Below are 26,300 nucleotides of genomic sequence, written 5' to 3' on the forward strand. Positions count from 1 at the left end.
CATTCCTTAACTCTAAAGGGTAGTGGAAAAAAAGGCCAAAAAACAGGAACCTAAAAAGTAATTGATAAGAGACTTAATGCTGTATAGCCAGTATGTAGTCCATAAGTTAAGATCATTAACGCTGCAATATGACGAAATATGACAGAATTCTGCAATCTATGTAGAAGCGTCGCGCTATGGCCGACAAGTAGCATTGCTGGCAGGGTACCCAGGCCAAACATAAGCATAATTAGGCCTCCATTTAAAGCACTTCCTGAAACCGCAGCCCAAGTTAATGTTGAATAGACCAATCCACATGGCAACCAACCCCAAACAAAACCAAATGGAATGGCGTGAACTGGCTTTTTAAGAGGAAGCAAAGATTTACCGGCAGGAGAAACTCGACGCCAAATCACCTGACCCAGTTTCTCGACATAGAGAAGACCATGCCACCAACGCCCTATATAACAGGCGAGAAGAACCATGAAAACTGCCGCTGCTAGTCTTAGCCAAACAAGAATGTTATTTAGCTGAGTGACTTCAGAGATAGAAGAAACAGCACCGCCAACTAACGCTCCTATCAATGCATAGCTGAGCAAGCGGCCAATATTGTAGAACAAGGGAGTCAGTTTAGAAGGTGACGTTTGGCCTAGGGTCAACATAGAAGCAATACCACCACACATACCCATGCAGTGGCCAGCACCGACAAGACCGATTACAAAAGCACCAATCCAGTCAGGACTCATTTAGGCGTGTTCTCTTCTTTGTTCTTTTCATCTTCATCGAACAAAATGTTATGACCTTGACGTTCAAGATCTTCAAATTGTTCACTTTTCACTGCCCACAAGAATACTGCAACAGCCACACAAACCAAAACAATCGCTATAGGGATGAGGATATATAGGCTTTCCATCTATTTACCTTGCTCTTTTAGCAAACGAAGAGAGTTAGATACTACAATAATTGAGCTCGCAGACATACCGACGACCGCAAAATATGGCGCAACCAGACCTGCGACAGCTAAAGGAAGGATCAGGAGGTTGTAGCCCAGTGACCATGCTAGGTTTTCGCGAATAATTTTACGAGTCTGAAGTGCAAGTTTTCGCGCTTCCAAAATTCGCTCTAGGTGGTCACCTAGTAAAACCATATCCGCAGAAGCTTTTGCAACGTCAGCACCACCGCCCATCGCAACAGATAAATGCGCGCCTGCAAGAGTTGGGGCATCGTTAATACCATCACCAATCATCATGGTTACATCGTTGCTATCTACACTTTGCAGGTATTCAAGTTTATCTTGCGGCTTAGCACTGGCAATGACGGTATCAATACCAATTTCTTGGGCAACAACATCAGCATTAGCTTTAGAATCACCAGTTAATAGGGTGATTTTAATTCCCGCAGTTTTAAAACGTTCAATGAAAGATTTTGCTTCTTTACGGATAGGATCTTGATAGTTAAACGTCGCTACGTGAATACCATCGATAGAAAGATAGACAGAGTTAGGCTCTGCTTTGGCATCATTACCTAAGATATATTTAGCGCTGCCAATCTTGGTTTCTTTACCGTTATAAATGCCTGATATACCTGAACCAATCACGTTTTCTACGTTGTCCACTACAACGTCTTGATTCACATAAGGCTTAAATGCGCGTGCGATAGGGTGATTCGCGTGCGCTTCAAGTGAGGCTGCAATAGCGCTCACTTGTTCTTCACTATAGTCAGACATAGTTTTGACCTGACTAATTACGATATCACCATGAGTCAGGGTGCCTGTCTTGTCGACAATCAGGTGATTAACTTTACACAAGGTTTCAAACACATGGCTCTTACGAAGCAAGATACCATAATTACCCATACGAGACGTTGCACAAGTGAGCGCGGTTGGTGTTGCAAGAGAAAGAGCACAAGGACAAGTTGCTACAAGGACAGATAACATGATCCAAAACGCATCGTCCGGTCGTGCTTGATGCCAGAAGAACCAAGTTCCTGCTGCGATAACCAAAAGAACGGCGACAAAGTAGCGCGCTACAATGTCAGCAATCTCTGCGATTTTTGGTTTCGACAATTGAGCTTCGTCTTGAAGACGGACAATGTTCGAAATCATAGAGTCCGCTTTCGACGACATTACTTCTAACTCGAAAGACTCCTCGCCATTCAAAGTGCCCGCATAAACATGATCATCAACGGTTTTGACAACGGGGACAGATTCCCCCGTTAACATGGATTCATCAATATGCACGCGACCTTTAATGATTTTGCCATCAGCGGGAACATGCTCCCCAGGCAAGACTCGAATTTGATCGCCAAGCTTTAGAGTTTTTACCGGGACTTGGTCGCCATCGAGCTTAGTTGCAATGGCAGGTATCAGCTTAAGTAGGTTACCACTTGCCGCGGCCGCTTTTCGTCTCGCCCGCATTTCCAAAAATCGTCCAACCAAAAGGAAAAACGCGAACATGGAAATGGACTCGAAAAAGACTTCACCTTGCTCTGTCACAGTCGCAACTAAACTCGCAAAGTAAGCAAATATCATCGCAATAGAAACCGGGACATCCATACCCAAGGTTCGGCTACGGATACTACGCCAAGCGTTAATGTAGAATGGTAGAGCAGAGTAGAGCATAACCGGGGTAGCAAAAATTAAGCTAACCCAGCGAAAGTAGTTTTTAAACTCGGGTTCAAGATCACCAAATACTTCAAGATAAAGTGCCACCGCAAGCATCATAACTTGCATGGTTGCCAGCCCTGCAATCCCTAAGCGGTAGAGGTATTGCTTCATCTGTTGATGATAAGCAGCTTCTTGTTTATCAGCTTCAAAAGGAGCAGCTTTGTATCCCAATTGATGAATTGCTGAAAGTAACTCGCTCAAGCGGGTTTTACTTTTATCCCATGCCAATATTGCACGATTGGTTGTGGTGTTGACTCGAATCGATAGTACGCCAGTTTTGTTGGAAACTTGCTTCTCAATCAACCACGCACATGCAGCACAAGAGACACCATCAAGTGAAAGAGTGACTTCGGCTCGATCATCGGCATTGCGAACAAATTCTGATTGTACTTCTTCATTATCATAATGAATCAGAGCTTGAAGTTGCTCAGGCACTAAATCTGCTTTTTCAGCTGGTGCCGTTCGATACTGATAGTAAGAGACCAAGCCGCTATCGACAATCGTCTGGGCTACGGTCTCGCAACCAGGGCAACACATCGCTCTGATTTCACCGAGGATTTCTACTTTAAAATCCGTGCTGACTGGTACTTCTTCACCGCAGTGATAACACGATTTACACATAGACAATGATTAGTTTTCTAGTTGAACAGGCGTCGTAGACGGGAAGGTAACGCGTCCTTGGACTAACCACTTTTGATCATGTGGGGTTAGCTCAATAAACCAAGGTCCTTGCAACTCTTCTTCAAGCGTCAAGCGGTATTGGCCTTTCGCATCAGAAGTCAGTAGTTGAGAAAAATCGCGATCCGGTAAAGTTCTGTGGGCGAACATGACGGTTATCGCAGGGTAGTGCTCCAACTTACCTTTTTCAAATTGAATTACAACGGCATTACCATCAGAAAAAGCCGATGCACTCAATCCTAAATCTTTGGCAACATTTTGTTTTGAGATATCAATATTGATGCCTTTACCTTTTTTATAGTAATCCTCGGTTACCAATGACACAGAGTTCTGAGAGAAAACGATAACTGTGATAATCGTCCATACAACAACAGTAAGCGGTAGAATTATTAGAAACCACGGCCAAAACTGCTTATACCAAGGCTTTACCATAAAAAAGTTCTCAATTAATAAATGGAATCAGGAATTTAACTCTAAAGGAAAGACAGCCCCATTACCATCTATAGAAAGTAAGGGGCTGTTATAGAAATGTAACTTATTGTTCCGAGTTGCTTAAACTCCAAACGTATGCAGAAACAAGCTGAACTTTGTCTTCACCTAGAATGTCTTTCCAAGCCGGCATTACACCAGAACGACCGTTCATAACAGTTTCTGTTACGTCAGCACGAGAGCCACCGAACAACCAATATTGGTCCGTCAAGTCAGGCGCACCCACCGCTGGGTTACCTTTACCGTCTGTACCGTGACATGCAGCACAAACCACGAAACGCGCTTTACCCGCTTCCGCTTCACGTGCATTAACACTACGACCAGATAGGCTCAATGTGTAGCTCACCACTTCTTGAACGCCTTGTTCACCAAGAGCGTCTTTCCATGCTGGCATTTGACCAATACGACCTTGCATTACCGTTGTAACGATAGCTGCGGGCTCACCACCGTATAGCCATGCATCGTCTGTTAGGTTAGGGAAACCTTTCAGACCACGAGCATCAGAGCCGTGACACTGAGAACAGTTTTGTAGGAACAAACGTTGACCTACTTTTACTGCTTCAGAGTCTGCCGCGATTTCAGGAATCGGGCGTAGCTGATCTGTACCGTCTACATGAGCTAGCTTTTTGAACGCTTCACCAAAGTAAGTTTCTGCGTCATCAAGCTCTTTAGCGAATTGGTTTAGCTGCTTGTTGCTTTGAGCTGCAGCAATCGACGCTTTTGACTCTTCTACAGTACGTACTGTTTGGTCAGAACTGGTCCAGCCAAGTACGCCTTTAAAGTTACCCAAACCTGGGTACAGCGTTAAGTAGATTGCGGCAAAAATGAATGTGCCAACAAACAGATATGTCCACCACTTCGGTAGTGGGTTGTTAAGCTCGCGAATACCATCGTATTCGTGCCCCATATCTGCACCTTCTTCAACGCCCATTTTATCTTTAAGGCACCAAAGAAGAATCACCGCACAGCCGACTAATGTACCGACCGTAATGATGATTATCCAAAGACTCCAAAATGTAGTCATTGCTTAGTCACTCCTTGTTCTTTAGAAGGTGCTTGCTCTTCATCAGCGAATACAAGGTTAGCGGCTTCGTCGAAACGAGACTTACGACTTTTACCGTAAGCCCACCAAACAACACCAAGAAAGCTTACGAAAAGCACTATGGTCCAAATACTGTGAATAGTACCGATATCCATAATTACCCCTTATTACTTCATTGCGTGACCAAGAGACTGAAGGTAAGCGATGATGGCATCCATCTCTGTTTTACCTTCTACATCTTTAGACGCGTTTGCGATCTGTTCATCAGTGTATGGAACACCAAATTGATCACGGAAAATAGTTAGTTTCTTCTGCGTGTCCTTACCATCAAGAACATTTTCTTCAAGCCATGGGAAACCAGGCATGTTTGACTCAGGAACCAACTCACGTGGATCGATTAGGTGTACACGGTGCCACTCATCAGAGTAACGACCGCCAACGCGTGCTAGGTCAGGACCTGTACGCTTAGAACCCCATAGGAATGGGTGCTCATATACACTTTCACCAGCAACAGAGTAGTGACCGTAACGCTCTGTTTCAGAACGGAATGGACGAATCATCTGGCTGTGACAAACGTTACAACCTTCACGGATGTAAACGTCACGACCTTCCATTTCAAGCGCAGTATAAGGACGTAAATTCTCTACTGGCTCAGTGGTTTGCTTTTGGAAAATCAGTGGCGTGATCTCTACCAGAGCACCCAAGCTGATTGCAAAAACGATAAGAATCGCTAGTAAACCGACATTGCGTTCTACAATTTCGTGGCGATTGTTAGAATTTGAACTCATTCTTTAATCTCCTTATGCCGGTTGTGGGATAGCTTTTAGGCTATCTTTAGGCGCTGTTACCGTTTTGTACGTGTTGTATGCCATTAAGAACATACCAGCTAGGAAAATAAAGCCACCTAGGAAACGTACGAAGTAGAACGGGTAAGACGCTTGTACTGATTCAACAAAGCTATAAGTCAATGTACCGTCAGAGTTAACTGCGCGCCACATTAGGCCTTGCATTACACCAGAGATCCACATTGCAACGATGTACAGAACCGTACCAATAGTTGCTAGCCAGAAGTGCGTATTGATTAGGCCAACAGAGTACATACGCTCTTGACCAAATAGGCGAGGGACTAGGTGATATACCGAACCGATAGAAACCATAGCAACCCAACCTAATGCACCGGAGTGTACGTGGCCAATTGTCCAGTCAGTGTAGTGAGACAGCGCGTTTACTGTCTTAATAGACATCATTGGACCTTCAAACGTAGACATACCGTAAAACGATAGAGAAACGATTAGGAAACGAAGGATTGGGTCATAACGCAATTTATGCCAAGCACCAGAAAGCGTCATAATACCGTTGATCATACCACCCCAAGAAGGAGCGAATAGAACCAGTGACATCACCATACCTAGCGACTGAGTCCAATCAGGAAGCGCCGTGTAGTGTAGGTGGTGAGGACCAGCCCAAATGTATAGAGAAACTAATGCCCAGAAGTGAACGATAGACAAACGGTATGAATAAACAGGACGTTCAGCTTGCTTAGGTACGAAGTAGTACATCATGCCTAGGAAACCGGCTGTAAGTAGGAAACCTACCGCATTGTGTCCGTACCACCACTGAACCATTGCATCGACCGCACCAGAATAAATCGAATATGATTTACCCATAGAGACAGGGATTGCCATGCTGTTTACGATGTGTAACACCGCAACTGTGATGATAAAGGCACCGAAGAACCAGTTTGCTACGTAGATGTGAGATGTCTTACGAGTAATCAGTGTCCCAAAGAACACGATCGCATAAGAAACCCAGACAACTGCGATTGCAATATCAATCGGCCATTCTAGTTCCGCGTATTCCTTACCCGAGGTAAAACCAAGTGGTAGGGTGATTGCGGCGGCTAAAATAATTGCTTGCCAACCCCAAAAGGTGAAGGCAACAAGAGGGCCACCAAATAGACGAGTTTGACAGGTACGCTGAACAACGTAATAAGACGTTGCGAACAGAGCACTTGTACCAAACGCAAAAATTACCGCATTAGTATGCAGAGGACGTAAGCGACTATACGTCAACCACGGCGTATCAAAGTTTAGCTGTGGCCAAACTAATTGAGCGGCAATCAAAACACCAACAGCCATACCGACAATTCCCCACAAAATTGTAACGAGGGTAAATTGACGAACGACTGTATAGTTGTAGTTTTGTTCAAGCTGCTTTTCTTGGCTCATTTGCATGCTTCCAATTTCTAATTAACTACACTTTACTTCCAACACGACTCATGTCGTAATGCCACCCAAACCATTGAGAAAGTTTCACCGTATCAGTTGGTTAAATCTTCTTGCCGGTTTTTAAAAAAAGTGGCATTTTCAGGCGCCAACTATACTGCATTTAACAATTCAATGACAGAGTAGTAACCTTACAGTCGGTCTGGTTTTGACCTTTTATTTTAAAACTTTGAAGTTTGTTACACGGAGAACACCACAGAATGGCAGCCGAAAAACTGACAAAAGGTCGTTTTGTTCAAATAATCATCATGTTAACCCTACTGATTACTGCGTTTATTTGGCGTACATATAACAATGAAGTTGCAAAAAACGTCGCCTGTAAACAAAATGAAGATTGTGTTTTTTATGTAAATAACTTGCTTTTTACTGCCAAGTTTTCAAAAGGTGTGATTACCTTAAAATCCGAAAAAAATGATTGGGATATAGAGCCCGTTAGTGAACAGGTCCAATTGGAAAAAGTAGGGGATTTGTGGATAATAACCCGTTCGAATCCTAACCTGCTCGTATCGATTGAAGTAAGTTCAAATGATGAAAAGCCTCAACTAATTCACCTTAAAAGTATGAGTAATGGATTTTAAGACTTACGTATCCAATCAACTTAATGAAATAAACGCTGTCGCAGAACTGTCTAACCAAATTGATAAGACAAATCTAGTCAGTGTGATCTGTTATTTCACTCAAAACTATGGGGTTGAAAAGCTTCGTTTAGCTTTCAAGCAACACTTACCAGAAGTATCGATTTTAGGATGTTCGACATGCAAAGGTATTATGACCGAGCGTGGTTTACATTTTGGTAGTGTCGTCGGAATTATCGCTATTTATGATTCAGGCTCCAAAGCTTATGGATCTGGACTCATTAGCTTCGATGATAACTGCGACTCAGAAAAAGCCGTTCAACAAGCTATTGATATTGCATTGAAAAAAGCAGATAGAGCCGGTGAGGTTCCAAGCTTTGCCATCATTCATACAACACCAGGAGTTGAAGAATCACTGATTCGCTCGTTTGATAATGTCTTTAAAACGCCAATTCCCATGATTGGCGCGACAGCCGCAGATAATGCGATTAAAGGACAATGGTCGATCTTCAATGAAGATGAATCGACTTATAAAGGCGTTGCGATACAGTTGCTTTTTCCTTCCAAACCACTGGCTACTGGGTTTAGCGCAGGATATTCTCCGACGCAACTGACTGGAATCGTCACAAAGAGCCAAGGCCGTGAGCTACTTGAAATCGATAATATACCGGCTCAACAACGCTATCGAGATTGGATTCTCCAACATTCAGGTCTAGATGTGACCGAACATTTTAAATTCCAACTCGTCACTCAATTCCCGCTAGGGCGAATCGCCGGTTCTCTCTACAACCAGCCATACTACAAACTCTCACACCCAATAACCGCCACCGACAACGAGGGTGTTCTCTTATTCACCGACATGGAAGAAGGAGACCGAGTTACGCTTATGTCCGGTGACCGATTGCAGTTAATTGACAGACCATCTCGGGTTATTCGGGAGTCGAAGCGTCAATCGAACAATCGAGCGAAGGTAACGGGTGCCGTTTGTGTGATATGTGCCGGAGCAATGCTCCATTTAGAGGAAGATATTGAGCAAGTGTATGAGAAGATAAAGCAAGAGATGGGAGACATCCCATTTATTTGCCCGTTTACTTTTGGCGAACAAGGACGCTTTGTTAATGGTGATAATGGCCATGGAAATCTTATGATTTCTTCGGCAACATTTTATTCAGACTAGATGAAGTTATGAGTCTTAAATTACAAGAGCAGCTTAATGAAGCTTTAATTGAGTTGAAACAAAGCCAAGCACGTGAAGCTAGATTGCTTTCAGAGAACCGGGCAATTCTTGACGCGATCTCAAGCATTACAGTGGCGACGAACAAACAACAAATATTCAAAGAACTTAAAAACGTTCTATCTCTCTATATCAATTTTTCTGATTTTATCGTACTGAGTAAGAATAGCGACGAAAGCAGTTTCAATACGATACTCTCTTCGAATCCAAACTATTTAGATATAACTTGGCCGAGTAAAGCTAAGTTTTCTCGCGCTATTCTTGGTGAGTGCATAATTCTTTTCGAACCGAACAAATTAGAAGAATTTTCTAGCGTTGTTTCTACCTCTCAATCTTGTATTCAAAGTGCATTGGTAACCGGTGTCCGAGCAACAATTACTGATTCAGTCATCGTGATGATTGGTCACAAAGCAGGGCAGTTCAATCTAGAATCTCGCGATACACTGTCACGTTTTAGGCCATTGCTTGAGCGAGCACTGATCGACATAGAGCGCACAGAGCAGCTTCAACAGCTTGTTGATGTCAAAACGCATCAACTTAAGATCGCTCAAGTAAAAGCTGAAAATGCCAACGAGGCCAAATCTCGATTTTTAGCCATGATGAGCCACGAACTGAGAACACCGCTGAGTGCTGTACTTGGCTATATTGATATTCTTCTTGGTGACGTTGATTGCAATCATCAGCTAGAAATTCTCGAAAAAATGGAATCATCTGCTGAACTACTTTTAGTTTTAATTAACGATATTCTAGAGCTATCTAGAATTGAAAGTGGTGAATTCCCGATTAAATATCAATGGGTTAAGCTGAAAAATGAACTCAACTTTATGCTGGAACACTTTACCACTCTAGCCGATGCAAAAGATCTGAAGCTCAATGTTAATGTTGAGTTCAACGAATCGCTATCGATTTGGGTCGATTCTGCAAGAGTTATGCAAATTGTATTTAACTTAGTGGGAAATGCGCTCAAGTTTACTCATCATGGTCACGTGACACTCAACGTATCGATTGAGAACAAGTGTTTGAAAATCGTAGTAATAGATTCAGGTATTGGTATTGAAGCGTCGCGATTAGACACTATTTTTTCTCAGTTCAAGCAAGCTGATGACTCTATTACACGCAAATATGGTGGCAGTGGTTTAGGATTAACGATATCAAAGCACTTAGTTTCACTAATGAGTGGAACCATTAAAGTAGAAAGCATAGTAGGACATGGCTCCACATTTTCAATCGAGTTACCCATTTCGATTAAACATTCTTCTCAGCCGAATGTCACACAGCCAAAGCGCAAATTAAACTCAAAACAAGGACTGAATATTCTTGTCGTCGAAGACACCGAAACCAATCAAATGGTAATCCGGCTCTTACTTGAAAGGTTAGGCCATACCGTTACCATTCTGGATAATGGCCTTAAGTCAGTAGACTTTATCAAAGAAAACATGGAGCACATCGATCTTGTATTCATGGATATTTCAATGCCCATTATGGATGGGTTAACGGCAACAAAAGAGATCCGAAAGTTTTGTCCTAGGATACCCGTGATTGCATTAACGGCACATGCTATGGAACAAGACAAGCAACAGTGTTTAAGTTGCGGAATGAACGATTTTGTAACGAAGCCAATTAGAAGCAAAGACATTGAACGTTCAATACAAGCAGTGATCTCTTAGTAATAAACACATACATTAATCTATGATTATTGTATGTGTTTATTAGGTATTTTATGGTAAATATGGTTATGTTTAATGAACACTTATCGATGGACAGAGTGGAGGAAAAAGGTACATTCAGCATGATATTACTCAAAATCCAATTTAACATAACGTACATAATGCGCACTTAGCCATAGCGTCAGCAGGGCTGCCAATCCACATAGCTAATCCACCGCAAACCATTGATATTCCACGTAAACCGAGCCCGTTATACTTTTTTGCAATGCTTTCCCACATCGCTTTTATGCTCGGATTATCATTGCGATCAGCGTGACAACCCAATAAAGCTAGCTCTGGGTCGATACCTGCATTTGTGGCTAAGAAAATTGCTTCTTCATCAGAGACATAGCGAACACCTTTTCTAATTTTACTTAGCTTCTGTGGTGATAGATTTAAATCATGTGCTATTTGCTTGTCTTGTATGTAGTTTTGGGCCTGTTTATAGGCATCTAATAGTTCATTGGCGTACATAAAAGCTCCTCCATATACGACTATCTTAGCGCGTTAATCCCGATTTTGCGCTATTTACAATCCCCATTAATGGCAACTAGAATCCCCATAAATCGGTATTTCTACAACGGGATTAACCATGAGCCATTGCACTGCCAAAAAAGAACCTGAATCACTAAGGCTTATAACGCATGGTGACGTCGTAACGTTTTCAAAACCTAGTGCTAATGTTGTTAATGCCTCTCTTGAATCAGGTAATTACAAAGTTGTTTGTGAATGTACGCGCTTTCAAATCTCGTTTCACTTTGATGAGTTAACCGAAACCTACTTTATTGTATTTGGTCATGGCGTAACTCTCTCAACATTCAATTTTACCCAGATTCAAACTCTCTCTAAGTTTTTGGGCTTTAGAACTCACCCAACTTTGGAGGAAGCTTAATCATGAGTTTTGCTTCCAAACCCGAGCGCAATCGCCCCGTTTACTTTGAACATCATGCCGATGGTTATTGGTGTTCTATTGACGGCCTACCGGAATACTTCAAAACCAAACACGAAATGTATTTATATGCGTGTGAGTCTGACCGTGAGCTGATTGAAATTACCCACGAAAACGAATCTGAACTTCGTTCAAATGGCGCATTCGATAGGATTTTTCATGATGAATAGAACGCTTATCGACTACGTGAGCTTTTCAGGCTCACCACTTCTGCTAGAACGCTGCAAAGAAATGGCCAAACAACGCTTTGCCTTTGAGCAAGTTGGCGCATTTGAATCTCAAAATGTGGTGGCTATCGCTGACCGCGAAAACACCAAGATTGCACATTTCGCTGAGAACTTGGCTCAACTCCTTGGATGTATCGAGTCTGAAGACTTCGCTAACAAGGATCTTTATTTTGCTGCGTTGGAAAAAGAGCTGATTGATGCTGATGTCACTGTGGATACGGACTTATCTTTTAATGAATCTTATCAACGCCTTATCGGGAATATTGGGATTGATATGCTTGATACCCTTTGTCATGGCGAAATCGAATCGTTTCTAGAATTGCTCACTCATGAGATTGGTTACGAGAAAAACGAATGGACGCTAGAACGTCGCGGTGGCTTCTCTGGTTACAAGTATTCTGCAAAGTTACTGTGTAACGGAACGCAAGCAGGACTCGTGGCTTGGGGCGCGTCGAACTTTGGTTACTACGTGTCGTTTTCTGGTAAAGGCTGCGAGGCCATCAACATGGAAGCTTTGAATAAGTCATTGAAACAAATGGTCGGCGCAAAGTTGACTCGCGTGGACATTGCCCTTGATGACTTTGAAGGCAACGTAACGATTGAAGACATCAAGCAAAAATACATTGATGGTCAGTTCATCACTCGCGGTACTCCGCCAAAGGCCGGAGAGTTTATTGGCTATCAAGGCATGAGCTCAACAGACCGTAAAAAGTGCGGCTTAGTCCCTGATGCGGGTCATACGTTTTATGTAGGCGCTCGTGAGAATGGCAAGATTTTCCGAGCTTATGACAAGGCGGCACAAACCAAGTGCGATGAATACCCAAACTGGAATCGTTTTGAAGTTCAAATTGGTAACCGATTCCGTGTGATCCCTTTTGATGTGTTGGTCAATCCTGACCAATATTTTGCAGGTGCTTACCCTGCCCTTGCCTCTCTGATTACGGATGTCGAACCCCTAAGAATTTCAACGGTTCGCGTCTTATTTAACACAACGCTTGAGAACGCCATCAAACATGCGCGCGTTCAATACGGCAAGCTCATCAACTTGATGCGCCAAGTGTACGACAAAGACCAAAAGATTATTGATGTCCTGACTCAAGAGCTCGACATCACAGACATTCCCGACCGCATTAACTATCCAGTCGGACGGGGCTTACATCTAGAAAAAACTGGAGATTATCAATTATGCCATTAACTGTAATCGTGATCGGCTGCGAACACTCGCAAGGCTTATCAAAGAAAGATGACACGCCTTACAACTTTGCCCAGGTCAATTACCTTGCGTCTAATGAGGGTTGGAAATCAGCCAAAGGTCAATGTAAAGCGTCTGGCCTCACTCAGAAACAAATCGCGATGAGTCCTAACCCTGCTCTTGTCGCTCAGTTCATAGAAATGGCACCCGAATTTCCGTGCAAGTGCGAGCTGGTTCTCGACGCCGACCCACAAAATCCGGCTCGTAATATCGTCGTCGATATTAAGCCAGTGAAATCGTAAGGATTAGGTAATGGCTCAGTGTCTGAATCAAGTCGCGTCTGATATCTACATTCTGCAAAACGGTGACACCAATTGCAGCATGTATGGCCTTAGCGTGAACGAGTTTCAGAGCTTAACACTCTCCGCTTCTAACCCTGATTATGAGCTGACCATTGATACAGAACTCTACTCTTTGGTCTCTGGTTGGCTCCTGTTTTCTTTCGTTTCTGGTCATGTACTAGGACGGATCCTTAAAGGCCTAGGTAAATTCTAGGCACATTTTTCACACACACTATATAAGGTAAATCTTATGAAAAACGTCAAGACTAAAATCATTGCTCTTTCTACTGCGTTTGTTTCAGCAGTGTCTTTTGCTGAAGAGAACGCAGTTACTACCGCCATCAACGGCGCAATCAATAACGGTCAGTCTAACTACGGCTTAGTGGTTGTAGGTCTGATTGGCCTTGGTGCTCTGGGCTTCGGTCTGCGTGCCATCATGGGCGCGATGCGCGGCTAGTATGGGCGAGCTAGTGTCTCAAGTCGTGACCATCCTTTTGGGGGTGGTCATGGCCTCATCCTTTATATACGGCGTATATACGGGAATCAACGCCTCTTAAAGGGGCGTTTTTTATTTAAGGCGTGAAGACAATGAAATTACTCATTAAACCGCTTTTCAGTATCGGTGCATACCTACTCACAAGCCTTATCTTCGCGAGTTCATCGTATGCCGATGACACTCCTCAGTGCGTTCAAGGTCAGGCTCTTAATGTCGCAAAAAGTTGGAAACTAAGCCTATACGGCACTAAACCAAAAGCTTGCTTAAATGGATGCCGATTCAATCCTCAACTGATTGTTGAACTTCCGTCCAATGATTCGGCCAGTGCCAGCTCTTTCGTTGGAACGGGTGAAGAATGCGAAGGAACGAGCTTTACACCAGGGGGCTATATACCGCCTCCTATTATCAGTGATGATTTAAATGGCAATGGTATTCATGATGACATTGATGACTTTGACGGCGATGGTATTCCTAACTCAGTAGACGATGATCCCTTTCAAAAGGTGCAATACCTTACTGACGAAAACCAAAACGGTATCCCAGATGAATTGGAGCCTTTCCTGCAAGAGCTCAATCCAGAGGTCAACATTCAAGAGGTTAACTGTACAACTGCCGGATGTCCTGAACATATGGCAACGCTCACGCAGCAAATGACCAATATTGCTAAAAACAATGCTGACCTTGTACGTATGGTTCAAGGGTTTGTCTCTGGAACGGTTATGAAAGACGACATTCAAAGTATGAGTAAGCAATTAGCGGCGGCAATTCGACAGCAAACCGCAGAGATGGACGACACTAAGCGCGTCTACAACTATCGACTTGGTGAAATGCTTGAAGCTATTAAAGCGATTGATTTTCCTGATGGTAGCGAAACACCACAAGGCCTCACACCTGAACAAGAGGCAACATTAAATGCCATTAAAAACGATACCTTTACCCTGCAAATTAACGACCAAATCAATACTAATGCGTTGGGTGCAATCCTGAGAGATACGTCAGAAATAAAACAGAATATTGAGTTCTTACCCGGTGACGTATCTCAGCAAGTATCAAACTCTGTCAGTGATTTACTCGACCGAGGTGTAAAGCTCAAACGCACTCAAGTCAACCAACTGAAAAATGCGTCAGCGGCCAAGGGGAACGCCACCAAAATCCAAGAGGCTAAAAACCAAATCAATGCAGTGGATGGAAAACTGGATGCACTTACTCAATTGATTAATGACTTAGACCTCAGTGGTGGTGACGGGACTAGCGTTGATTTATCGGGGGTTACAGGTGCCATTAATAATTTGGGCAACAGTTTGGAGGGTTCTATTGATGGCCTTTCTGCTGATGTTGATGGGATTGGAAAAAGCCTTACTAATATTGAATCGCTTTTGGATGGTGACAGTAAATTTCAAGTACCTGAGAAAACCGACCTTTTTCAAAACAACTTTCTTTTTAGTGATGAGAAGAAAGCCCAAATCGAGCAGGAAATCAAAGGGCTAGAAACTGAGCTGGTCGATGAAATGGACAATATCAAATCGCTTTTCAGTATCGATACAGACTCGTTTCTGGATGGTGACTACAAAGAGCACACACTTGATTTGAGGTTGTCGGATGGGAACCACAGTTTTAAAACGGGCGTTCTTGATGCTCTCGTACAAAACGCCGAGATCATTAAAGCGGTCATTTTGTTTATTTTCGTTTTAATGGGCATTCGCATGTTGGGGGGTGATTAATGGAAACTCTGTATAGCTTTTTCAATTGGATATCGTTGCAAGTGGATATCATCGTCAGTTTCTTTGAATCGATTCCATTGATGCTACAAGACCTATTTAGCTACATTCAATTGTTCATCATTAAGATGAAAATTCATGCTCAAATTCGGTTTATCCAACTCTCATTCAATACGGCCAAAATCCTCCTTGAGGAAATCGGCTTTAACGATATTCTCGCCGCTACATTCAACGCCATGCCAAGTGAACTGCGTTTCTATGCGTTTAAGTTTGGTATCCCTCAAGGTCTTTCCATTTTAGCCAACTTCTTTACCACCTCTTTTGTTATGAGGATGACACGCTAATGGCTATCACAATAAGAACGGGGGCCAATGGTTCCTATAAATCGGCATATACGGCCTACTTTCGGATATACAACGCATTGAAAGCGGGTCGAGTCGTGGTGACGAATATTGAAGGTATGCAGCCTCTATCTGAAATTGAAAAATTAATGGGGGTCGAGTTCCCTAGCACCTCTCGCCTATTCCGCATTACTTCTCGAGATGAGTCTGGCGTATTCTTATGGACTCACTTTTTCTGTTGGTGTCCTCTGGGCGCTTTGATTGTTATTGATGAGTGTCAGGACATCTATTCGAAGAACATTGGCTTTGATATGAAAAAGGTCAAGTACAAGCCTCTAGAAGAGTTCATTACAAAAGATGGATGCCAAGACGGTCTACTTCCTGCGGAATATAAGAACTTCTTTTATTCTCGCTATGTTCCGGCTGATATGTCTGCGCTCGAAGCTTCAGAAACGGATGACAGAGGCGTTGCGGAATACGACGAACAAGGCCGAATTATCTACCCTCATACTTTCAATGAGGGATTCATGCGTCATAGGAAATACAATTGGGATATTGAGCTCTTGTCCCCTGACTGGAAGCAAATAGATTCAGGCATCAAAGCATGTGGTGAGCAGAACTTCTACCACAAAGGCCGCGACCAATTCTTTTGGGCAGTTCGTAAACCTTTTATTTGGAAACATGATAAGTCGGTGTCCACGCCTGTCATCCCCAAAACCAAAGACGTTAATCTGACTACACAGAAAATCCCACTGGATGCTTTCTTACTTTACAAGTCAACCAGTACAGGTGTGGCCAAGAAAGCAGGTGCAATGAATACCCTATTCAGGAACCCAAAGGTAATTGGGGTTTTCCTTTTATTTTTTCTATGCATGGGATGGGCAATCAATGAAATATCCAACCGCTTTGTTAGTACTGATGAGACGAATACGCAAACGCAAGCGTCGCAACTGGTCAATGCCTCACTTGAGCAAACTCAGGGCCGGACTCAAACGAGCAATCAAGGTGCTGGCTTATTACGTGATGGTCGGGATAGCAATCAAGTTAATAACAATGGCTATGTTTCGTCTGTTTATATAGGCGAAATCCTCCCTCTTGAAGGAATACAAAAAGCCTTTGTAACGGGCGTAAACCACGCCATCAAAATACGTTCAAACAAACGTCATTTTGAGCACTATATTTCTGTTGAAGCAGTCGCCAGTGATGGGATTTACAGCATCAACCAAGATTTCTTTAAGGCTTATGACATCACCTATCAGGTGTTGGATGAGTGCTTATTGAAGTTAACCAGGGACGATAAATCCAAAGTCATTACCTGCAAACCGCTTGAGGTATTGAGAAAGGAAAAAGAGGTGCAAAGTACCAATTTGCAACTCTTTTAGATGTCGGGAATTTACTTTTTTCCTTAGCTCTCTAGTCACTTAAATCAGTTTATGGAGATTGAAATGATTGAATTTTACAAGGGTTTATTTTTGTTCGCTGTATCTCTGCCGTGTGTCTTTTGGTTCATCGGTGTAGTTAGATTCAAGTGCCGTTAAGTTTCTATTGTGAGCGTGCGAACAATACAGAATGCGTGAGCGAAGCGATCAAGAGACGGGCTTTCTACAAAGGAAAGCCTTTTTTGTATCCGAGCAACTATCCACGCGATAATTACCCTCCTTCCTGCTAGGCCAAGCCTCCCAGAGACTAACCGCGCTAGTGGCCATTAAGTTCTACTGCAACCCTGATGTATAGCAACACACGCTAGGCGCAGTCGCGAAGACTGAGCAGCGAGCATAGCAGTGTGGGCGTTCAATTTTTGTTGTAGATATTGAGTAAAACTACCCTTACAGCTAATATATGTATATATATACAGTGGTTTCGATTTATGCTTATTCGTTGGACAAAAAGTCAGTGTGGAACGGTAATCAATGAAAAAGGCGTTGATTACAAGGGCAATCATATAGATGTCCCTTGCTTGCTCAAGGACGGTGAACATTATTTGATGAAATTAAGGGGGTTCATTGATGCTACAGAGTGCGATTCGTTTCAGAGAGTAAAGCTGCTCGGGTTTACGGGGTATAGCGCTGATGAGGGCCGCAACTGGGTAAGCTTTGATACCGATAGTTATGTTATCGGAGTCATTAAATGGAATGAGTTCTATGTCGTTCTCTTTGAGGGGGTTCCCCGCTCTTTACCTTACATACCTAAGAAGCCAGCTCGTTACTACAATAACGTGTTTGATATTAGTGCGTATCGATAAAGCTTGCTCTTAAACAAAAAGAAAACCGAACTCCAATGAGAAATTCGGCTTAGTGGATTCCAGATTGATGGAAATTGCAGGGAGCCCCATTAATCAATTATAGAGATATTCGTTGTATTCGCGGAGCTTAAAATACGAACTCAAAGTACCAAGATAGTTCTAGGTATGAAAAGCATCAATAGTGTGCGTTTGAAGTACCTCGAAGCGATTCATACTCACTCTACTTCTTGTTGCTTCATTCGTACGACGAATACGACTTGTAAGCGCAAATGCGAGTGACTGCCTCACGTGGTTCGACCGCCCCGTATAGTAATACGGGGTGAAAGTATTTTGTAACTCTATACTTTCTCAAACAACACTCCATCCTTGTTTAAGTGGTGGCTCGTTCTTGTTTAAATGACTTCCTCTTCTTGTTTAAAGAGAGTATTATTGTGCCTCGAAGTACTAGAATTAGATAGGTAACTAAATGGCTTCTAACAAAACCAGAGGCGATTTGATACGCCAGCAAATCCTTAGAGATGTAAAACATCATCCAAGGGATCTTAGTAAACATATAGCTAGTTTGTTTCAGATTTCTCCTCAAGCCGCAAGTAACCATATTAGGAAACTAGAGCAAGAGAATTTCTTGTCTTCAACAGGGACTGGTAGAGGTAAGGCATACTTTTTGGGAGATAAGCGTGCACATAAACAATTATTCAAGCTAGATAAGGATTTTACAGAGGATAGAGCATGGAGAGATCACTTCGCCTTTATACTTGATGGAATTTCAGAAAATGTAAATGAAATATGTTATTACGGCTTTACCGAGATGGTTAACAATGCAATTGACCACTCTGAAGGTAATGAAGTGTTTATTTCAGTATCTAGGACAGAAAGTCATATCACCATAATTATTATCGATGATGGTGAGGGCATTTTTAAGCGTATTAAACGTCTGTGTGACCTTGTAGATGAGAGACAGTCAATTCTTGAGCTTTCAAAAGGAAAGTTAACGACAGATCCGGAAAATCATTCTGGTGAAGGTGTATTTTTCACGTCACGTATGTTTGATAACTTCGATATTGATTCTATGGGACTTAACTTTATTCATGATGATTCTGATTCTTTTGACATTATGCTAGATTCTAAAATCATGCCACCGCATGAAAAAGGAACTATGGTATACATGCGCGTATGTCGAGATTCAGATAGAGATATGCAAAAAGTTTTCGATAGCTACACTGATGGCCCAGATGATTTTCAATTTAATAAAACAATTATTCCATTAAAATTAGCAACCTACGACAATGAAAAGTTAATTTCACGCTCTCAAGCTAAGCGTGTTTTAGCAAGAGTTGAAAGGTTTACGAATGTAGTATTTGATTTCGAAGATGTTCCATCAGTAGGTCAAGCATTCGCAGATGAGATTTTTAGAGTATACGCAAATAAAAATCCTAACATGAACTTGATACCTGTAAATATGAATGAAAATGTAAATAAAATGGTAGCTCGCGCATTAGGGCATTAAGTAAAAGGCTCCAGTTATCGGAGCCTTTCTGCTATTTAAATCTTGCTATAGCTCTAGCATAGCGCAATAGAACACTACTAATTGTAACTTCTAGCTCTGATTGTATTTGCAATAAAGCTACAGCTGTGAGTATTTCTTGAGGGGATATTAACTGGCCTGTAGGCAAAAGTAATTTTCCTGATCGCATTTCAAAACCAAACCATTCATCTTCATATGAAAGCTCTAGTCGTGCATGTTTCCGCATCAACCTTTTGCATTCTTTCGGTATCTCCTTTCCTTTATCCCACTCTTTGATAGTCCTCACACTTTTAAAACAAAGTTCTGCGGTCGTCTCTGTTGATAAACCACACTCAAATTCACGAAAAATATAGTTTTTGGTCATTTCGTGATACTTCATTGTCAACTCTCTTAAAAACAAGAGAGTTTATAAATCTATCGATTTCAGTGATATCAATTGCACTTAACATAAGGACGCATAATGCGCACTTAACTATAGCATCAGGCGGGCTACTAATCCCACCGCAAGCTATTGATATTCCATGTAAACCGCGTCCATTATACCTTTTTCAATGTTCGCCCAAAGTGCCTGATCTTGTGGTATCTTCGCTTTATCTGTTGCCAAGCAGATTAAAACCGTTTCTTGTTCTCCACCAATTTGTTCCGCAATCATAAACGCCAGATTTTCCTTAAGAAGTGCTCAACTTTTTTAATTCGTATTTAATTGCATTAAAACCTTTATACAATCAAATACTTTCTTCAACTAACTACCGATATATCTCTAGCTACCCAAAGATATTTTGACCATTGAAGCTTTTGTTTAAACAATCTAATCAAATCTACAATTGCCTTTGAATTCGGCACGCTTATCAGACTCACTGTGGCTAAAAACGCTAGTCAATTTATGACTCATGACTATCTACAACCACGGAAAAGAACCTTTGCCTATACCCCTAAAGTCTTACTCCTTTAGGCAAACTGCTGAAGATTTTCAGTATTACAACGTAACTAAACTTGAAATGAAACGTAAAGTTACAACGTAATTTACGCTATTCGATGAAATAGCTAAAACACAAACTTCATGACATATTGCGGGCCTGCAGATCCACCGTGGTAAAGTGATTCGGTCTCGACAAATCCGCCGCTTTCATAACACTTCTTTGCCGTTGGGTTTTTGCAATTCACCGTTAAGAATATTGAACTAAATTCTGGGTAATGTGACGTAACAAAACTTGGGATTACTTGAACTGCGCGAGTTCCAATGCCTTTACCTTGTTGCTTATGATCAACAAGATAAGCTCTTAACCCCAGAGTTCCTTTCGGTGCAAAGTCATAATCACGACTATAGGATTTATCTAATAAGAAGCACCCAACAAGAATGCTATTTTCATAAATAATGTGCCCTATTACCTGGTCGTTAATCTTCTCAATAATTTCTTTAGTTGTGCCCACAAATGGTATTTGGTCTGGGTTTACCTTCAATTTCGTCACGTCATCAAAATGCTTGGGTGTCATTACATCAATACTAATCATTTGGCTGTACCGCATCGTTTAACTAGTCAAGTTAGTAATAATAATTCTCATTAATAATATATCAACTTCTTGATTGCCGTATATGCCAATTTGGAATAATAAATTTAGTTATAGTGTGTTAAAATATACATAATCGGCAACCCGATCATGTATATTAGCTGTTAACCAAAGCAATTTTTCCAGGATGCTTTTTTCGAATATCCTGAAGAGCGTCAGCTGGCATTTGTACGTGAGCGAACCAAAATGGTTTGTGTTTTTCAACAAATACACCACTCCGGTCCAACATATCATACATAGAATAAGCTTGACCTTGTGCAAGAGCGGCTCCATATTCACTTCTTTCTAAGACTGGAGTACCCTCCAAGTCATCAAGTAAAGCATGTTTTAAATGCTTCGTGCTTGGTGTCCACTCCACCTCTTCGATTACACGTTTAGTTATTGATTGCTCTAACTTTAACAAAAGTTGAGGTAATAGATTTAAATTAGGTTTAACCTCTGCACACGCATAGTATTGATCTTTGTGGTGATTCTCTCGATAGAAACGCATTTTATCAACCAACGCATCCTCGAATAGTTGCGGGAACTGATTGGCAATAGCAAATTGACCAATCGTGCGTAAAACACCTAACAAAATACCCTGTTCCGGATTTTTTACTCCCGCATCTTCAAGTCTCATACGTGTCACATTCGCCGTTAAAATCATGTGTTGCCACAATTTCGGAGCTATCGTTTTCGTTAAAGGGTTATGCCAACGCAATATTGGTTTAACCATTAATATTGGGAACAGGATTTTACAATTGTCGATACCGAGCGTGCCAATACCAATAAGAGGATCATTAATATCTCGTGCTAACTTCCCAATGCGCGCGCAAAATTTTTCATTGTTCACCAAAGTTAATAGACTTGTTCGCAGCTGGTTGTCATTCGTAGTAAGGACTGAAAGCTTGCTGTAAGTTAAAGATGGTGAATAAGCACAACTAATAAAATAAGATAGATCTGGAAATCGACCAAACAACTTAATGATTGTTTGGTTTAGAAGCGTTTCGCTGATCAGTTGCTCAGCAACTTGCGCTATGTCATCAACAACAGTACTGTATATCTTCTGACGATCTTCCGCCGCTTGGCGACGTTCCTCTACGCGCTCACTTTCACACTCTAACAGCAAACGTTGATTGTCCGTAATGCGTTCCTCTTCCTTTAAAATGACACTGTCACAAAATTCACTTTGACGACTAAGTGAAGAATCCACATCGCTTTGATCTAAAATATATTTATGGCTGACTAGCCATTTGGCATGGCGCTCTTTAGTTTTATTCGCGACTTTTTGAGCTAGAGCTGTCGCTTCACTGTTGTATTTACGATTGGTAACTAACAAAGGGGCACTAATTAACTATTGATTATACTATTAATTTAGCACACATTTTGTAGGTCTATTGATTAGTTTGCAATATGTATTCGTAAGTATTTTTCTGGTGTACGGTATTTATACCGCTTCCCTTTTTTAATCGCTTTTTTGCTTGCTTTACAGACTCGATAGTCACCTGTTCCGGTCACCCTTTTCACCGTTGCAATATTCTTTGAATGACTCAACTCAATAAAAACATTACAAAACCCCTTTATATCTTTTTTAGAAACGTGCTGAATAATTTGCTTTTTAATCTGTTGGGCAATTGGGTTTCGTTCAGAGTCGTCGGCATTAACGGTATTTAACGGAAAAATAAGCAATATAGATAGGAAAATAGGATATTTCATATGGTCACCTCTGCCGCTACCTTAGCAAGGCGACAGAGGATAAAAAGGAATCAAAAGTTAAAACGGGAAGACAGAATTATTCTGGTGAAACTGATATGCATCTTAACTGGCTTTTTTATTGCCTTTGCTCTTAAAACCTTGATGAGGAAAGACATTACGGATACGCTGCTGGACTTTCTTCGGAACTTGTTTCGAGAAAACGAACTTAACACCGGTACGCTGTTGATAGACTTTCAGTTCACCGCTAAATGGAGCATGAGAAGCAATATCGATAACGTTGTGTTTAAAAGTTGGCGGGAAGTGCCCTTTTTCTTGGCTGATTTTCCCTTCTTCAAACTTCACTTTTAATACGGGCCTATCAATGGCAACAAGCCAAAAAATAACGATTGCGGCAATCAGAATGACATAAAGCATAAGCGTTCCTTAGTCTAGCAATTTGGATAAATCTTCTTTTAAGCTATTGACGGTTTTACTGGCTTTTTCACTGCGGGAGGCTTCTGATAAAAGATATTCGATAGCGTCAGACAAAGTACAGCCAAGTTCATTCGCACGATAAGAAAGCTTTTCCCATACACGATAATCAAGGTCAATAGACTTCTTCTTGGTATGGATCTGCTCTGCGTTAAAGTGACGTTTACGTTTAGCACGAATCGCTTGCTTCAGTTTATTATCTAGCTCTGGCGCCATGTGAGTCTCGATCCAATCAAGCACCTGAGTCGGTTCATGTTCAATCTTTCGCAACTCAGCTATCGCGGCATCCGCTTCACTTGAATCAATATGGCAAGTAATCGATTCACCCGCTTTCCATTTATTGATCAAGTAGGTCCATTTCCACCCACATTCTAAGTTTTCAAGCTGTTGATATTTCATGAGTAAGCAAATTCCGTTATCGTCCTAGGTGACAGCGTAACCCTAAGTCACAAAGGTTACAATCCCCATTGTAATCGAAAAGCGATCAAGATCATTAGATAAAATTACCAGTATCTCATTTAGTGCTTTTTCTATATAATTTCCGTCATTTTGTCACTAATGATACGTATAGATGAATCAAGAAAGCTGGTGTTCTGTAACACCGCAGTACTCTCAATTTGATGGCCTTCTTCAGCAATTTAACTCGTTAAAGCCTGTTGATTTCCTTGAAATTCAACCAAGACTTAAACAATCACTTGCAACCTTCACTCAGCTGAAAGGATTCACGCGAGCTCTCATTATCAATTCTATCGATAATGCTTTCTATCGTGATCTCATCAAACAAGCACTCGAGCAACAAGAGTCAGTGCGTAATGTACACCTTACTGAATCTCTAACAGCAGAGAGTTTACTCGGTTCATATCTTTGTAATGAGCAAGGCGATATAGTTACTCGCAACGATGGCTTATTACATAAAGCGAATGGTGGCTATCTAATTATTCCTGTTAACTTGGTTCTCGCCAATCCGGTAAGTTGGCAAGCATTGAAAACAGCCCTACTAGGCCAAGCCTGCAGTCCTGTAAATGTTAACCCTCGTCGTATCCCAAAAGAGACACCATCACAGACTTTTGACGTAAAAGCGATCATTGTTGGCGATCGACATCAGATTTCAGATTTAGAGTATTTAGATTCTGAGCTATATAATGGCTTATCTCTCTACACAGAAATAGAGAACGAATTGGCTTTTAACGAAGAAAGTGCTGAGCGTCTCTTTAGTTACCTTTCTTGGATTATTCAACAAAATCAACTACCAACATTAAGCTTCAATGCCCTACACCGCTTACTAATTGCCGGTGCTCGTTATACCGAAGATCAAGAATATATGCCGATTGAAACTCTTTGGTATTTAGCTCTATTCCAAGAAGCCGCTTTAACAAGCAACGGAAAACAGCTAGAAGCAAAAGATATTGATACGGCGCTAAACAATAAATACCACCGAGAGTCATACTTACCAGAACGTGCGCTTGCTGATATTACTGCCGGCCAAGTCATTATCGAAACTCAAGGCGAAAGTGTTGGGCAAGTTAATGGCCTTACAGTTATTGATGTTCCGGGTCACCCGATGTCTTACGGTGAGCCTGCGCGAATTTCATGCGTTATTCACTTTGGCGATGGTGATATCTCTGACGTTGAGCGTAAAGCGGAGCTAGGCGGTAATTTACATGCAAAAGGTATGATGATCATGCAAGCGTTCGTGAGTAGCGCATTGCAACTCGATGAGCCCCTGCCTTATTCTGCATCAGTTGTATTCGAGCAATCGTATAGCGAAGTTGATGGAGACAGTGCAACCCTCGCTGAGCTTTGCTCATTTGTGAGCGCCCTATCTGAATATCCAATTGATCAACAAATTGCCGTTACCGGTGCAGTAGACCAATTTGGACGTGTGCAAGCGGTAGGCGGTTTAAATGAAAAAATTGAAGGCTTCTATCACGTATGTAAGCATCAAGGTTTAACGGGTGAGCAAGGCGTCATTTTGCCGAAAACAAACCTCAAACACCTTGCCCTCAATCAAGACGTGGTAGACAGCATTAAGAATGGTCAATTCCATATCTGGTCTGTATCGACGGTTGATGAAGCAATCCCATTAATTATGGGTAAGCCTTTCCGCGGTGATGACGAAGAAAGTGTCATTCGTAAAATAGCGGAACGAATTGAAAACTTTGAAAAACATGAACATCCGCAAGGATTTGTGGAGCGCATCAAAAACTGGTTTCTATAATGTAAATTTTCATTAGAAAGAGACTGGTTGGAGTTGTTTAGCGTACACGTGTTCACTAACATGCTGCTATCAAAATTTGGAGTCATTGATAATGCAAAACAAACGTGAATCATATAACCGTGAAGATCTTCTAGCATCAAGCCAAGGTGAGCTGTTCGGTCCTGGCTACCCTCAGCTACCAGCACCAAACATGCTTATGATGGATCGCATCAGCAAGATGTCTGAAACTGAAGGTGATTTCGGTAAAGGTCTTATCCTTGCTGAGTTAGATATCACACCTGATCTATGGTTCTTTGATTGCCACTTCCCTGGTGACCCAGTAATGCCTGGCTGTCTAGGCCTAGATGCAATGTGGCAACTAGTTGGCTTCTATCTTGGTTGGGTTGGCGGCAAAGGTAAAGGTCGTGCTCTTGGTGTTGGCGAAGTTAAATTCACTGGCCAAATCTTGCCAACGGCTAAAAAAGTGACTTACGAAATCCACATGAAGCGTGTAGTTAACCGCAGACTTGTTATGGGTCTGGCTGATGGTCGCGTTTTAGTTGATGGTAAAGAAATCTACGTAGCAAAAGATCTTAAAGTTGGTCTGTTCCAAGACACATCTGCATTCTAATTTCTACTGTGTTATTTAAAAGCGACTCTCCTGAGTCGTTTTTTTGTAATAAA

At 41.8% G+C, this 26,300-nt stretch carries 31 protein-coding genes; 15 read left to right on the plus strand and 16 right to left on the minus strand.

The genetic code is table 11. The annotated features are described in order from the left end of the window. Window positions 1-50 precede the first annotated feature (50 nt). The 8 genes from GVO60_RS18160 to ccoN form a co-directional block, all read right to left on the minus strand. The gene (locus tag GVO60_RS18160; RefSeq protein WP_159656593.1) at window positions 51-725 is read right to left on the minus strand and encodes a sulfite exporter TauE/SafE family protein; all 675 of its coding nucleotides are present in this window, start codon (window positions 723-725) and stop codon (window positions 51-53) included. Then, window positions 722-892, minus strand: coding sequence for a cbb3-type cytochrome oxidase assembly protein CcoS (ccoS, locus tag GVO60_RS18165; protein WP_159656595.1), 171 nt, complete (start codon window positions 890-892; stop codon window positions 722-724). The genes GVO60_RS18160 and ccoS overlap by 4 nt, the downstream gene beginning before the upstream one ends. After that, complete coding sequence (locus GVO60_RS18170) at window positions 893-3,265, minus strand: heavy metal translocating P-type ATPase (protein WP_159656597.1); 2,373 nt, start codon at window positions 3,263-3,265, stop codon at window positions 893-895. Window positions 3,266-3,274: 9 nt separating this feature from the next. Next, complete coding sequence (locus tag GVO60_RS18175; protein ID WP_159656599.1) at window positions 3,275-3,754, minus strand: FixH family protein; 480 nt, start codon at window positions 3,752-3,754, stop codon at window positions 3,275-3,277. A 103-nt stretch (window positions 3,755-3,857) separates the two neighbouring features. Beyond that, window positions 3,858-4,835: a cytochrome-c oxidase, cbb3-type subunit III gene (ccoP, locus tag GVO60_RS18180; protein WP_159656601.1), complete on the minus strand. Its 978-nt coding sequence runs from the start codon at window positions 4,833-4,835 to the stop codon at window positions 3,858-3,860. After that, on the minus strand, window positions 4,832-5,008 hold the full coding sequence (locus tag GVO60_RS18185; protein WP_006878898.1) for a CcoQ/FixQ family Cbb3-type cytochrome c oxidase assembly chaperone: 177 nt from the start codon (window positions 5,006-5,008) through the stop codon (window positions 4,832-4,834). Before GVO60_RS18185 ends, ccoP begins: the two co-directional genes overlap by 4 nt. Before the next feature lie 12 nt (window positions 5,009-5,020). Then, window positions 5,021-5,641, minus strand: coding sequence for a cytochrome-c oxidase, cbb3-type subunit II (ccoO, locus tag GVO60_RS18190; protein ID WP_006878897.1), 621 nt, complete (start codon window positions 5,639-5,641; stop codon window positions 5,021-5,023). Window positions 5,642-5,653: 12 nt separating this feature from the next. Then, window positions 5,654-7,081 carry a cytochrome-c oxidase, cbb3-type subunit I gene (gene ccoN / locus GVO60_RS18195; RefSeq protein ID WP_008079443.1) on the minus strand — a complete coding sequence of 476 codons (1,428 nt, stop codon included), beginning with the start codon at window positions 7,079-7,081 and terminating at the stop codon, window positions 5,654-5,656. Between the two features lie 257 nt (window positions 7,082-7,338). Here ccoN and GVO60_RS18200 point away from each other — a divergent pair, with 257 nt between their 5' ends. The 3 genes from GVO60_RS18200 to GVO60_RS18210 are packed head-to-tail and all read left to right on the plus strand — an operon-like array spanning window position 7,339 to window position 10,614. Then, complete coding sequence (locus GVO60_RS18200; RefSeq protein ID WP_159656603.1) at window positions 7,339-7,716, plus strand: hypothetical protein; 378 nt, start codon at window positions 7,339-7,341, stop codon at window positions 7,714-7,716. After that, window positions 7,706-8,890 (plus strand): FIST signal transduction protein, encoded by a 1,185-nt coding sequence (locus tag GVO60_RS18205; protein ID WP_159656605.1) that lies wholly within the window; start codon window positions 7,706-7,708, stop codon window positions 8,888-8,890. The genes GVO60_RS18200 and GVO60_RS18205 overlap by 11 nt, the downstream gene beginning before the upstream one ends. An 8-nt stretch (window positions 8,891-8,898) precedes the next feature. After that, window positions 8,899-10,614 carry a response regulator gene (locus tag GVO60_RS18210; protein WP_159656607.1) on the plus strand — a complete coding sequence of 572 codons (1,716 nt, stop codon included), beginning with the start codon at window positions 8,899-8,901 and terminating at the stop codon, window positions 10,612-10,614. A 144-nt stretch (window positions 10,615-10,758) separates the two neighbouring features. Here GVO60_RS18210 and GVO60_RS18215 read toward each other — a convergent pair whose 3' ends face one another. Beyond that, window positions 10,759-11,127: a DUF3693 domain-containing protein gene (locus GVO60_RS18215; RefSeq protein ID WP_159656609.1), complete on the minus strand. Its 369-nt coding sequence runs from the start codon at window positions 11,125-11,127 to the stop codon at window positions 10,759-10,761. Window positions 11,128-11,547: 420 nt separating this feature from the next. On the opposite strand from GVO60_RS18215, the gene GVO60_RS18220 reads away from it, so the two are divergent. The 10 genes from GVO60_RS18220 (at window position 11,548) to GVO60_RS18265 (ending at window position 19,666) form a co-directional block, all read left to right on the plus strand. After that, window positions 11,548-11,772 carry a hypothetical protein gene (locus GVO60_RS18220; RefSeq protein ID WP_159656611.1) on the plus strand — a complete coding sequence of 75 codons (225 nt, stop codon included), beginning with the start codon at window positions 11,548-11,550 and terminating at the stop codon, window positions 11,770-11,772. Continuing rightward, the gene (locus tag GVO60_RS18225; protein ID WP_307761766.1) at window positions 11,762-13,024 is read left to right on the plus strand and encodes a replication initiation factor domain-containing protein; all 1,263 of its coding nucleotides are present in this window, start codon (window positions 11,762-11,764) and stop codon (window positions 13,022-13,024) included. Before GVO60_RS18220 ends, GVO60_RS18225 begins: the two co-directional genes overlap by 11 nt. After that, on the plus strand, window positions 13,015-13,323 hold the full coding sequence (locus tag GVO60_RS18230; protein ID WP_159656613.1) for a CTX-RstB family phage integration protein: 309 nt from the start codon (window positions 13,015-13,017) through the stop codon (window positions 13,321-13,323). The genes GVO60_RS18225 and GVO60_RS18230 overlap by 10 nt, the downstream gene beginning before the upstream one ends. Window positions 13,324-13,333: 10 nt before the next feature. After that, window positions 13,334-13,576: a hypothetical protein gene (locus GVO60_RS18235; protein WP_159656615.1), complete on the plus strand. Its 243-nt coding sequence runs from the start codon at window positions 13,334-13,336 to the stop codon at window positions 13,574-13,576. 36 nt (window positions 13,577-13,612) lie between these two features. Further along, entirely contained in the window at window positions 13,613-13,819 is a 207-nt protein-coding gene (locus GVO60_RS18240; RefSeq protein WP_159656617.1) for a hypothetical protein, read from the plus strand. A gap of 131 nt (window positions 13,820-13,950) precedes the next feature. After that, a complete protein-coding gene (locus GVO60_RS18245) occupies window positions 13,951-15,579 on the plus strand; it encodes a hypothetical protein (protein ID WP_159656619.1) in 1,629 nt (542 codons plus the stop codon). Continuing rightward, window positions 15,579-15,920, plus strand: a complete 342-nt coding sequence (locus GVO60_RS18250; RefSeq protein ID WP_167522343.1) for a DUF2523 family protein — start codon at window positions 15,579-15,581, stop codon at window positions 15,918-15,920. The genes GVO60_RS18245 and GVO60_RS18250 overlap by 1 nt, the downstream gene beginning before the upstream one ends. Then, entirely contained in the window at window positions 15,920-17,299 is a 1,380-nt protein-coding gene (locus GVO60_RS18255; protein ID WP_159656621.1) for a zonular occludens toxin domain-containing protein, read from the plus strand. The genes GVO60_RS18250 and GVO60_RS18255 overlap by 1 nt, the downstream gene beginning before the upstream one ends. 485 nt (window positions 17,300-17,784) lie before the next feature. After that, the gene (locus GVO60_RS18260; RefSeq protein ID WP_159656623.1) at window positions 17,785-18,159 is read left to right on the plus strand and encodes a hypothetical protein; all 375 of its coding nucleotides are present in this window, start codon (window positions 17,785-17,787) and stop codon (window positions 18,157-18,159) included. 466 nt (window positions 18,160-18,625) lie between these two features. After that, complete coding sequence (locus tag GVO60_RS18265) at window positions 18,626-19,666, plus strand: STAS-like domain-containing protein (RefSeq protein ID WP_159656625.1); 1,041 nt, start codon at window positions 18,626-18,628, stop codon at window positions 19,664-19,666. 31 nt (window positions 19,667-19,697) lie between these two features. Here the strand turns inward: GVO60_RS18265 and GVO60_RS18270 are convergent, their stop codons facing one another. From GVO60_RS18270 to matP, 7 genes are all read right to left on the minus strand, one after another. Further along, window positions 19,698-20,063, minus strand: a complete 366-nt coding sequence (locus GVO60_RS18270; protein WP_159656627.1) for a regulator — start codon at window positions 20,061-20,063, stop codon at window positions 19,698-19,700. 129 nt (window positions 20,064-20,192) lie between these two features. Beyond that, a complete protein-coding gene (locus tag GVO60_RS22370) occupies window positions 20,193-20,336 on the minus strand; it encodes a hypothetical protein (protein WP_162596556.1) in 144 nt (47 codons plus the stop codon). Window positions 20,337-20,728: 392 nt separating this feature from the next. Next, on the minus strand, window positions 20,729-21,196 hold the full coding sequence (locus GVO60_RS18275; protein ID WP_159656629.1) for a GNAT family N-acetyltransferase: 468 nt from the start codon (window positions 21,194-21,196) through the stop codon (window positions 20,729-20,731). Window positions 21,197-21,350: 154 nt separating this feature from the next. After that, the gene (locus tag GVO60_RS18280; RefSeq protein WP_159656631.1) at window positions 21,351-22,571 is read right to left on the minus strand and encodes an HDOD domain-containing protein; all 1,221 of its coding nucleotides are present in this window, start codon (window positions 22,569-22,571) and stop codon (window positions 21,351-21,353) included. A 62-nt stretch (window positions 22,572-22,633) separates the two neighbouring features. Then, window positions 22,634-22,948: a cell envelope integrity TolA C-terminal domain-containing protein gene (locus GVO60_RS18285; protein WP_159656633.1), complete on the minus strand. Its 315-nt coding sequence runs from the start codon at window positions 22,946-22,948 to the stop codon at window positions 22,634-22,636. A 102-nt stretch (window positions 22,949-23,050) separates the two neighbouring features. Next, on the minus strand, window positions 23,051-23,362 hold the full coding sequence (locus tag GVO60_RS18290; RefSeq protein ID WP_159656635.1) for a DUF3634 family protein: 312 nt from the start codon (window positions 23,360-23,362) through the stop codon (window positions 23,051-23,053). 9 nt (window positions 23,363-23,371) lie between these two features. After that, window positions 23,372-23,818 (minus strand): macrodomain Ter protein MatP, encoded by a 447-nt coding sequence (gene matP, locus GVO60_RS18295; RefSeq protein ID WP_159656637.1) that lies wholly within the window; start codon window positions 23,816-23,818, stop codon window positions 23,372-23,374. 172 nt (window positions 23,819-23,990) lie between these two features. Between matP and GVO60_RS18300 the strand changes: the two genes are divergently transcribed. Beyond that, the gene (locus tag GVO60_RS18300) at window positions 23,991-25,637 is read left to right on the plus strand and encodes an AAA family ATPase (RefSeq protein ID WP_159656639.1); all 1,647 of its coding nucleotides are present in this window, start codon (window positions 23,991-23,993) and stop codon (window positions 25,635-25,637) included. Between the two features lie 91 nt (window positions 25,638-25,728). Continuing rightward, complete coding sequence (fabA, locus tag GVO60_RS18305) at window positions 25,729-26,247, plus strand: bifunctional 3-hydroxydecanoyl-ACP dehydratase/trans-2-decenoyl-ACP isomerase (protein ID WP_159656641.1); 519 nt, start codon at window positions 25,729-25,731, stop codon at window positions 26,245-26,247. Window positions 26,248-26,300: the final 53 nt, after the last annotated feature.

It is taken from the genome of Vibrio atypicus (genome assembly GCF_009811315.1).
In the GTDB taxonomy this organism is placed as follows: Bacteria; Pseudomonadota; Gammaproteobacteria; order Enterobacterales; family Vibrionaceae; genus Vibrio; species Vibrio atypicus.

Excerpts from the sequence above, each read along its gene's own strand:
- GVO60_RS18185 (WP_006878898.1), bottom strand. The coding sequence starts at position 5,008 with ATGGATATCGGTACTATTCACAGTATTTGGACCATAGTGCTTTTCGTA.
- GVO60_RS18235 (WP_159656615.1), top strand. The coding sequence starts at position 13,334 with ATGGCTCAGTGTCTGAATCAAGTCGCGTCTGATATCTACATTCTGCAA.
- GVO60_RS18160 (WP_159656593.1), bottom strand. The coding sequence starts at position 725 with ATGAGTCCTGACTGGATTGGTGCTTTTGTAATCGGTCTTGTCGGTGCT.
- GVO60_RS18230 (WP_159656613.1), top strand. The coding sequence starts at position 13,015 with ATGCCATTAACTGTAATCGTGATCGGCTGCGAACACTCGCAAGGCTTA.
- GVO60_RS18215 (WP_159656609.1), bottom strand. The coding sequence starts at position 11,127 with ATGTACGCCAATGAACTATTAGATGCCTATAAACAGGCCCAAAACTAC.
- GVO60_RS18205 (WP_159656605.1), top strand. The coding sequence starts at position 7,706 with ATGGATTTTAAGACTTACGTATCCAATCAACTTAATGAAATAAACGCT.
- ccoN (WP_008079443.1), bottom strand. The coding sequence starts at position 7,081 with ATGAGCCAAGAAAAGCAGCTTGAACAAAACTACAACTATACAGTCGTT.
- GVO60_RS18265 (WP_159656625.1), top strand. The coding sequence starts at position 18,626 with ATGGCTTCTAACAAAACCAGAGGCGATTTGATACGCCAGCAAATCCTT.
- GVO60_RS18170 (WP_159656597.1), bottom strand. The coding sequence starts at position 3,265 with ATGTGTAAATCGTGTTATCACTGCGGTGAAGAAGTACCAGTCAGCACG.
- ccoP (WP_159656601.1), bottom strand. The coding sequence starts at position 4,835 with ATGACTACATTTTGGAGTCTTTGGATAATCATCATTACGGTCGGTACA.
- GVO60_RS18275 (WP_159656629.1), bottom strand. The coding sequence starts at position 21,196 with ATGATTAGTATTGATGTAATGACACCCAAGCATTTTGATGACGTGACG.
- GVO60_RS18260 (WP_159656623.1), top strand. The coding sequence starts at position 17,785 with ATGCTTATTCGTTGGACAAAAAGTCAGTGTGGAACGGTAATCAATGAA.
- GVO60_RS18270 (WP_159656627.1), bottom strand. The coding sequence starts at position 20,063 with ATGAAGTATCACGAAATGACCAAAAACTATATTTTTCGTGAATTTGAG.
- GVO60_RS18290 (WP_159656635.1), bottom strand. The coding sequence starts at position 23,362 with ATGCTTTATGTCATTCTGATTGCCGCAATCGTTATTTTTTGGCTTGTT.
- ccoO (WP_006878897.1), bottom strand. The coding sequence starts at position 5,641 with ATGAGTTCAAATTCTAACAATCGCCACGAAATTGTAGAACGCAATGTC.
- GVO60_RS18250 (WP_167522343.1), top strand. The coding sequence starts at position 15,579 with ATGGAAACTCTGTATAGCTTTTTCAATTGGATATCGTTGCAAGTGGAT.
- GVO60_RS18175 (WP_159656599.1), bottom strand. The coding sequence starts at position 3,754 with ATGGTAAAGCCTTGGTATAAGCAGTTTTGGCCGTGGTTTCTAATAATT.
- ccoS (WP_159656595.1), bottom strand. The coding sequence starts at position 892 with ATGGAAAGCCTATATATCCTCATCCCTATAGCGATTGTTTTGGTTTGT.
- GVO60_RS18245 (WP_159656619.1), top strand. The coding sequence starts at position 13,951 with ATGAAATTACTCATTAAACCGCTTTTCAGTATCGGTGCATACCTACTC.
- GVO60_RS18300 (WP_159656639.1), top strand. The coding sequence starts at position 23,991 with ATGAATCAAGAAAGCTGGTGTTCTGTAACACCGCAGTACTCTCAATTT.
- fabA (WP_159656641.1), top strand. The coding sequence starts at position 25,729 with ATGCAAAACAAACGTGAATCATATAACCGTGAAGATCTTCTAGCATCA.
- GVO60_RS18240 (WP_159656617.1), top strand. The coding sequence starts at position 13,613 with ATGAAAAACGTCAAGACTAAAATCATTGCTCTTTCTACTGCGTTTGTT.
- GVO60_RS18255 (WP_159656621.1), top strand. The coding sequence starts at position 15,920 with ATGGCTATCACAATAAGAACGGGGGCCAATGGTTCCTATAAATCGGCA.
- matP (WP_159656637.1), bottom strand. The coding sequence starts at position 23,818 with ATGAAATATCAACAGCTTGAAAACTTAGAATGTGGGTGGAAATGGACC.
- GVO60_RS18225 (WP_307761766.1), top strand. The coding sequence starts at position 11,762 with ATGATGAATAGAACGCTTATCGACTACGTGAGCTTTTCAGGCTCACCA.
- GVO60_RS18220 (WP_159656611.1), top strand. The coding sequence starts at position 11,548 with ATGAGTTTTGCTTCCAAACCCGAGCGCAATCGCCCCGTTTACTTTGAA.
- GVO60_RS18200 (WP_159656603.1), top strand. The coding sequence starts at position 7,339 with ATGGCAGCCGAAAAACTGACAAAAGGTCGTTTTGTTCAAATAATCATC.
- GVO60_RS18285 (WP_159656633.1), bottom strand. The coding sequence starts at position 22,948 with ATGAAATATCCTATTTTCCTATCTATATTGCTTATTTTTCCGTTAAAT.
- GVO60_RS18210 (WP_159656607.1), top strand. The coding sequence starts at position 8,899 with ATGAGTCTTAAATTACAAGAGCAGCTTAATGAAGCTTTAATTGAGTTG.
- GVO60_RS22370 (WP_162596556.1), bottom strand. The coding sequence starts at position 20,336 with ATGATTGCGGAACAAATTGGTGGAGAACAAGAAACGGTTTTAATCTGC.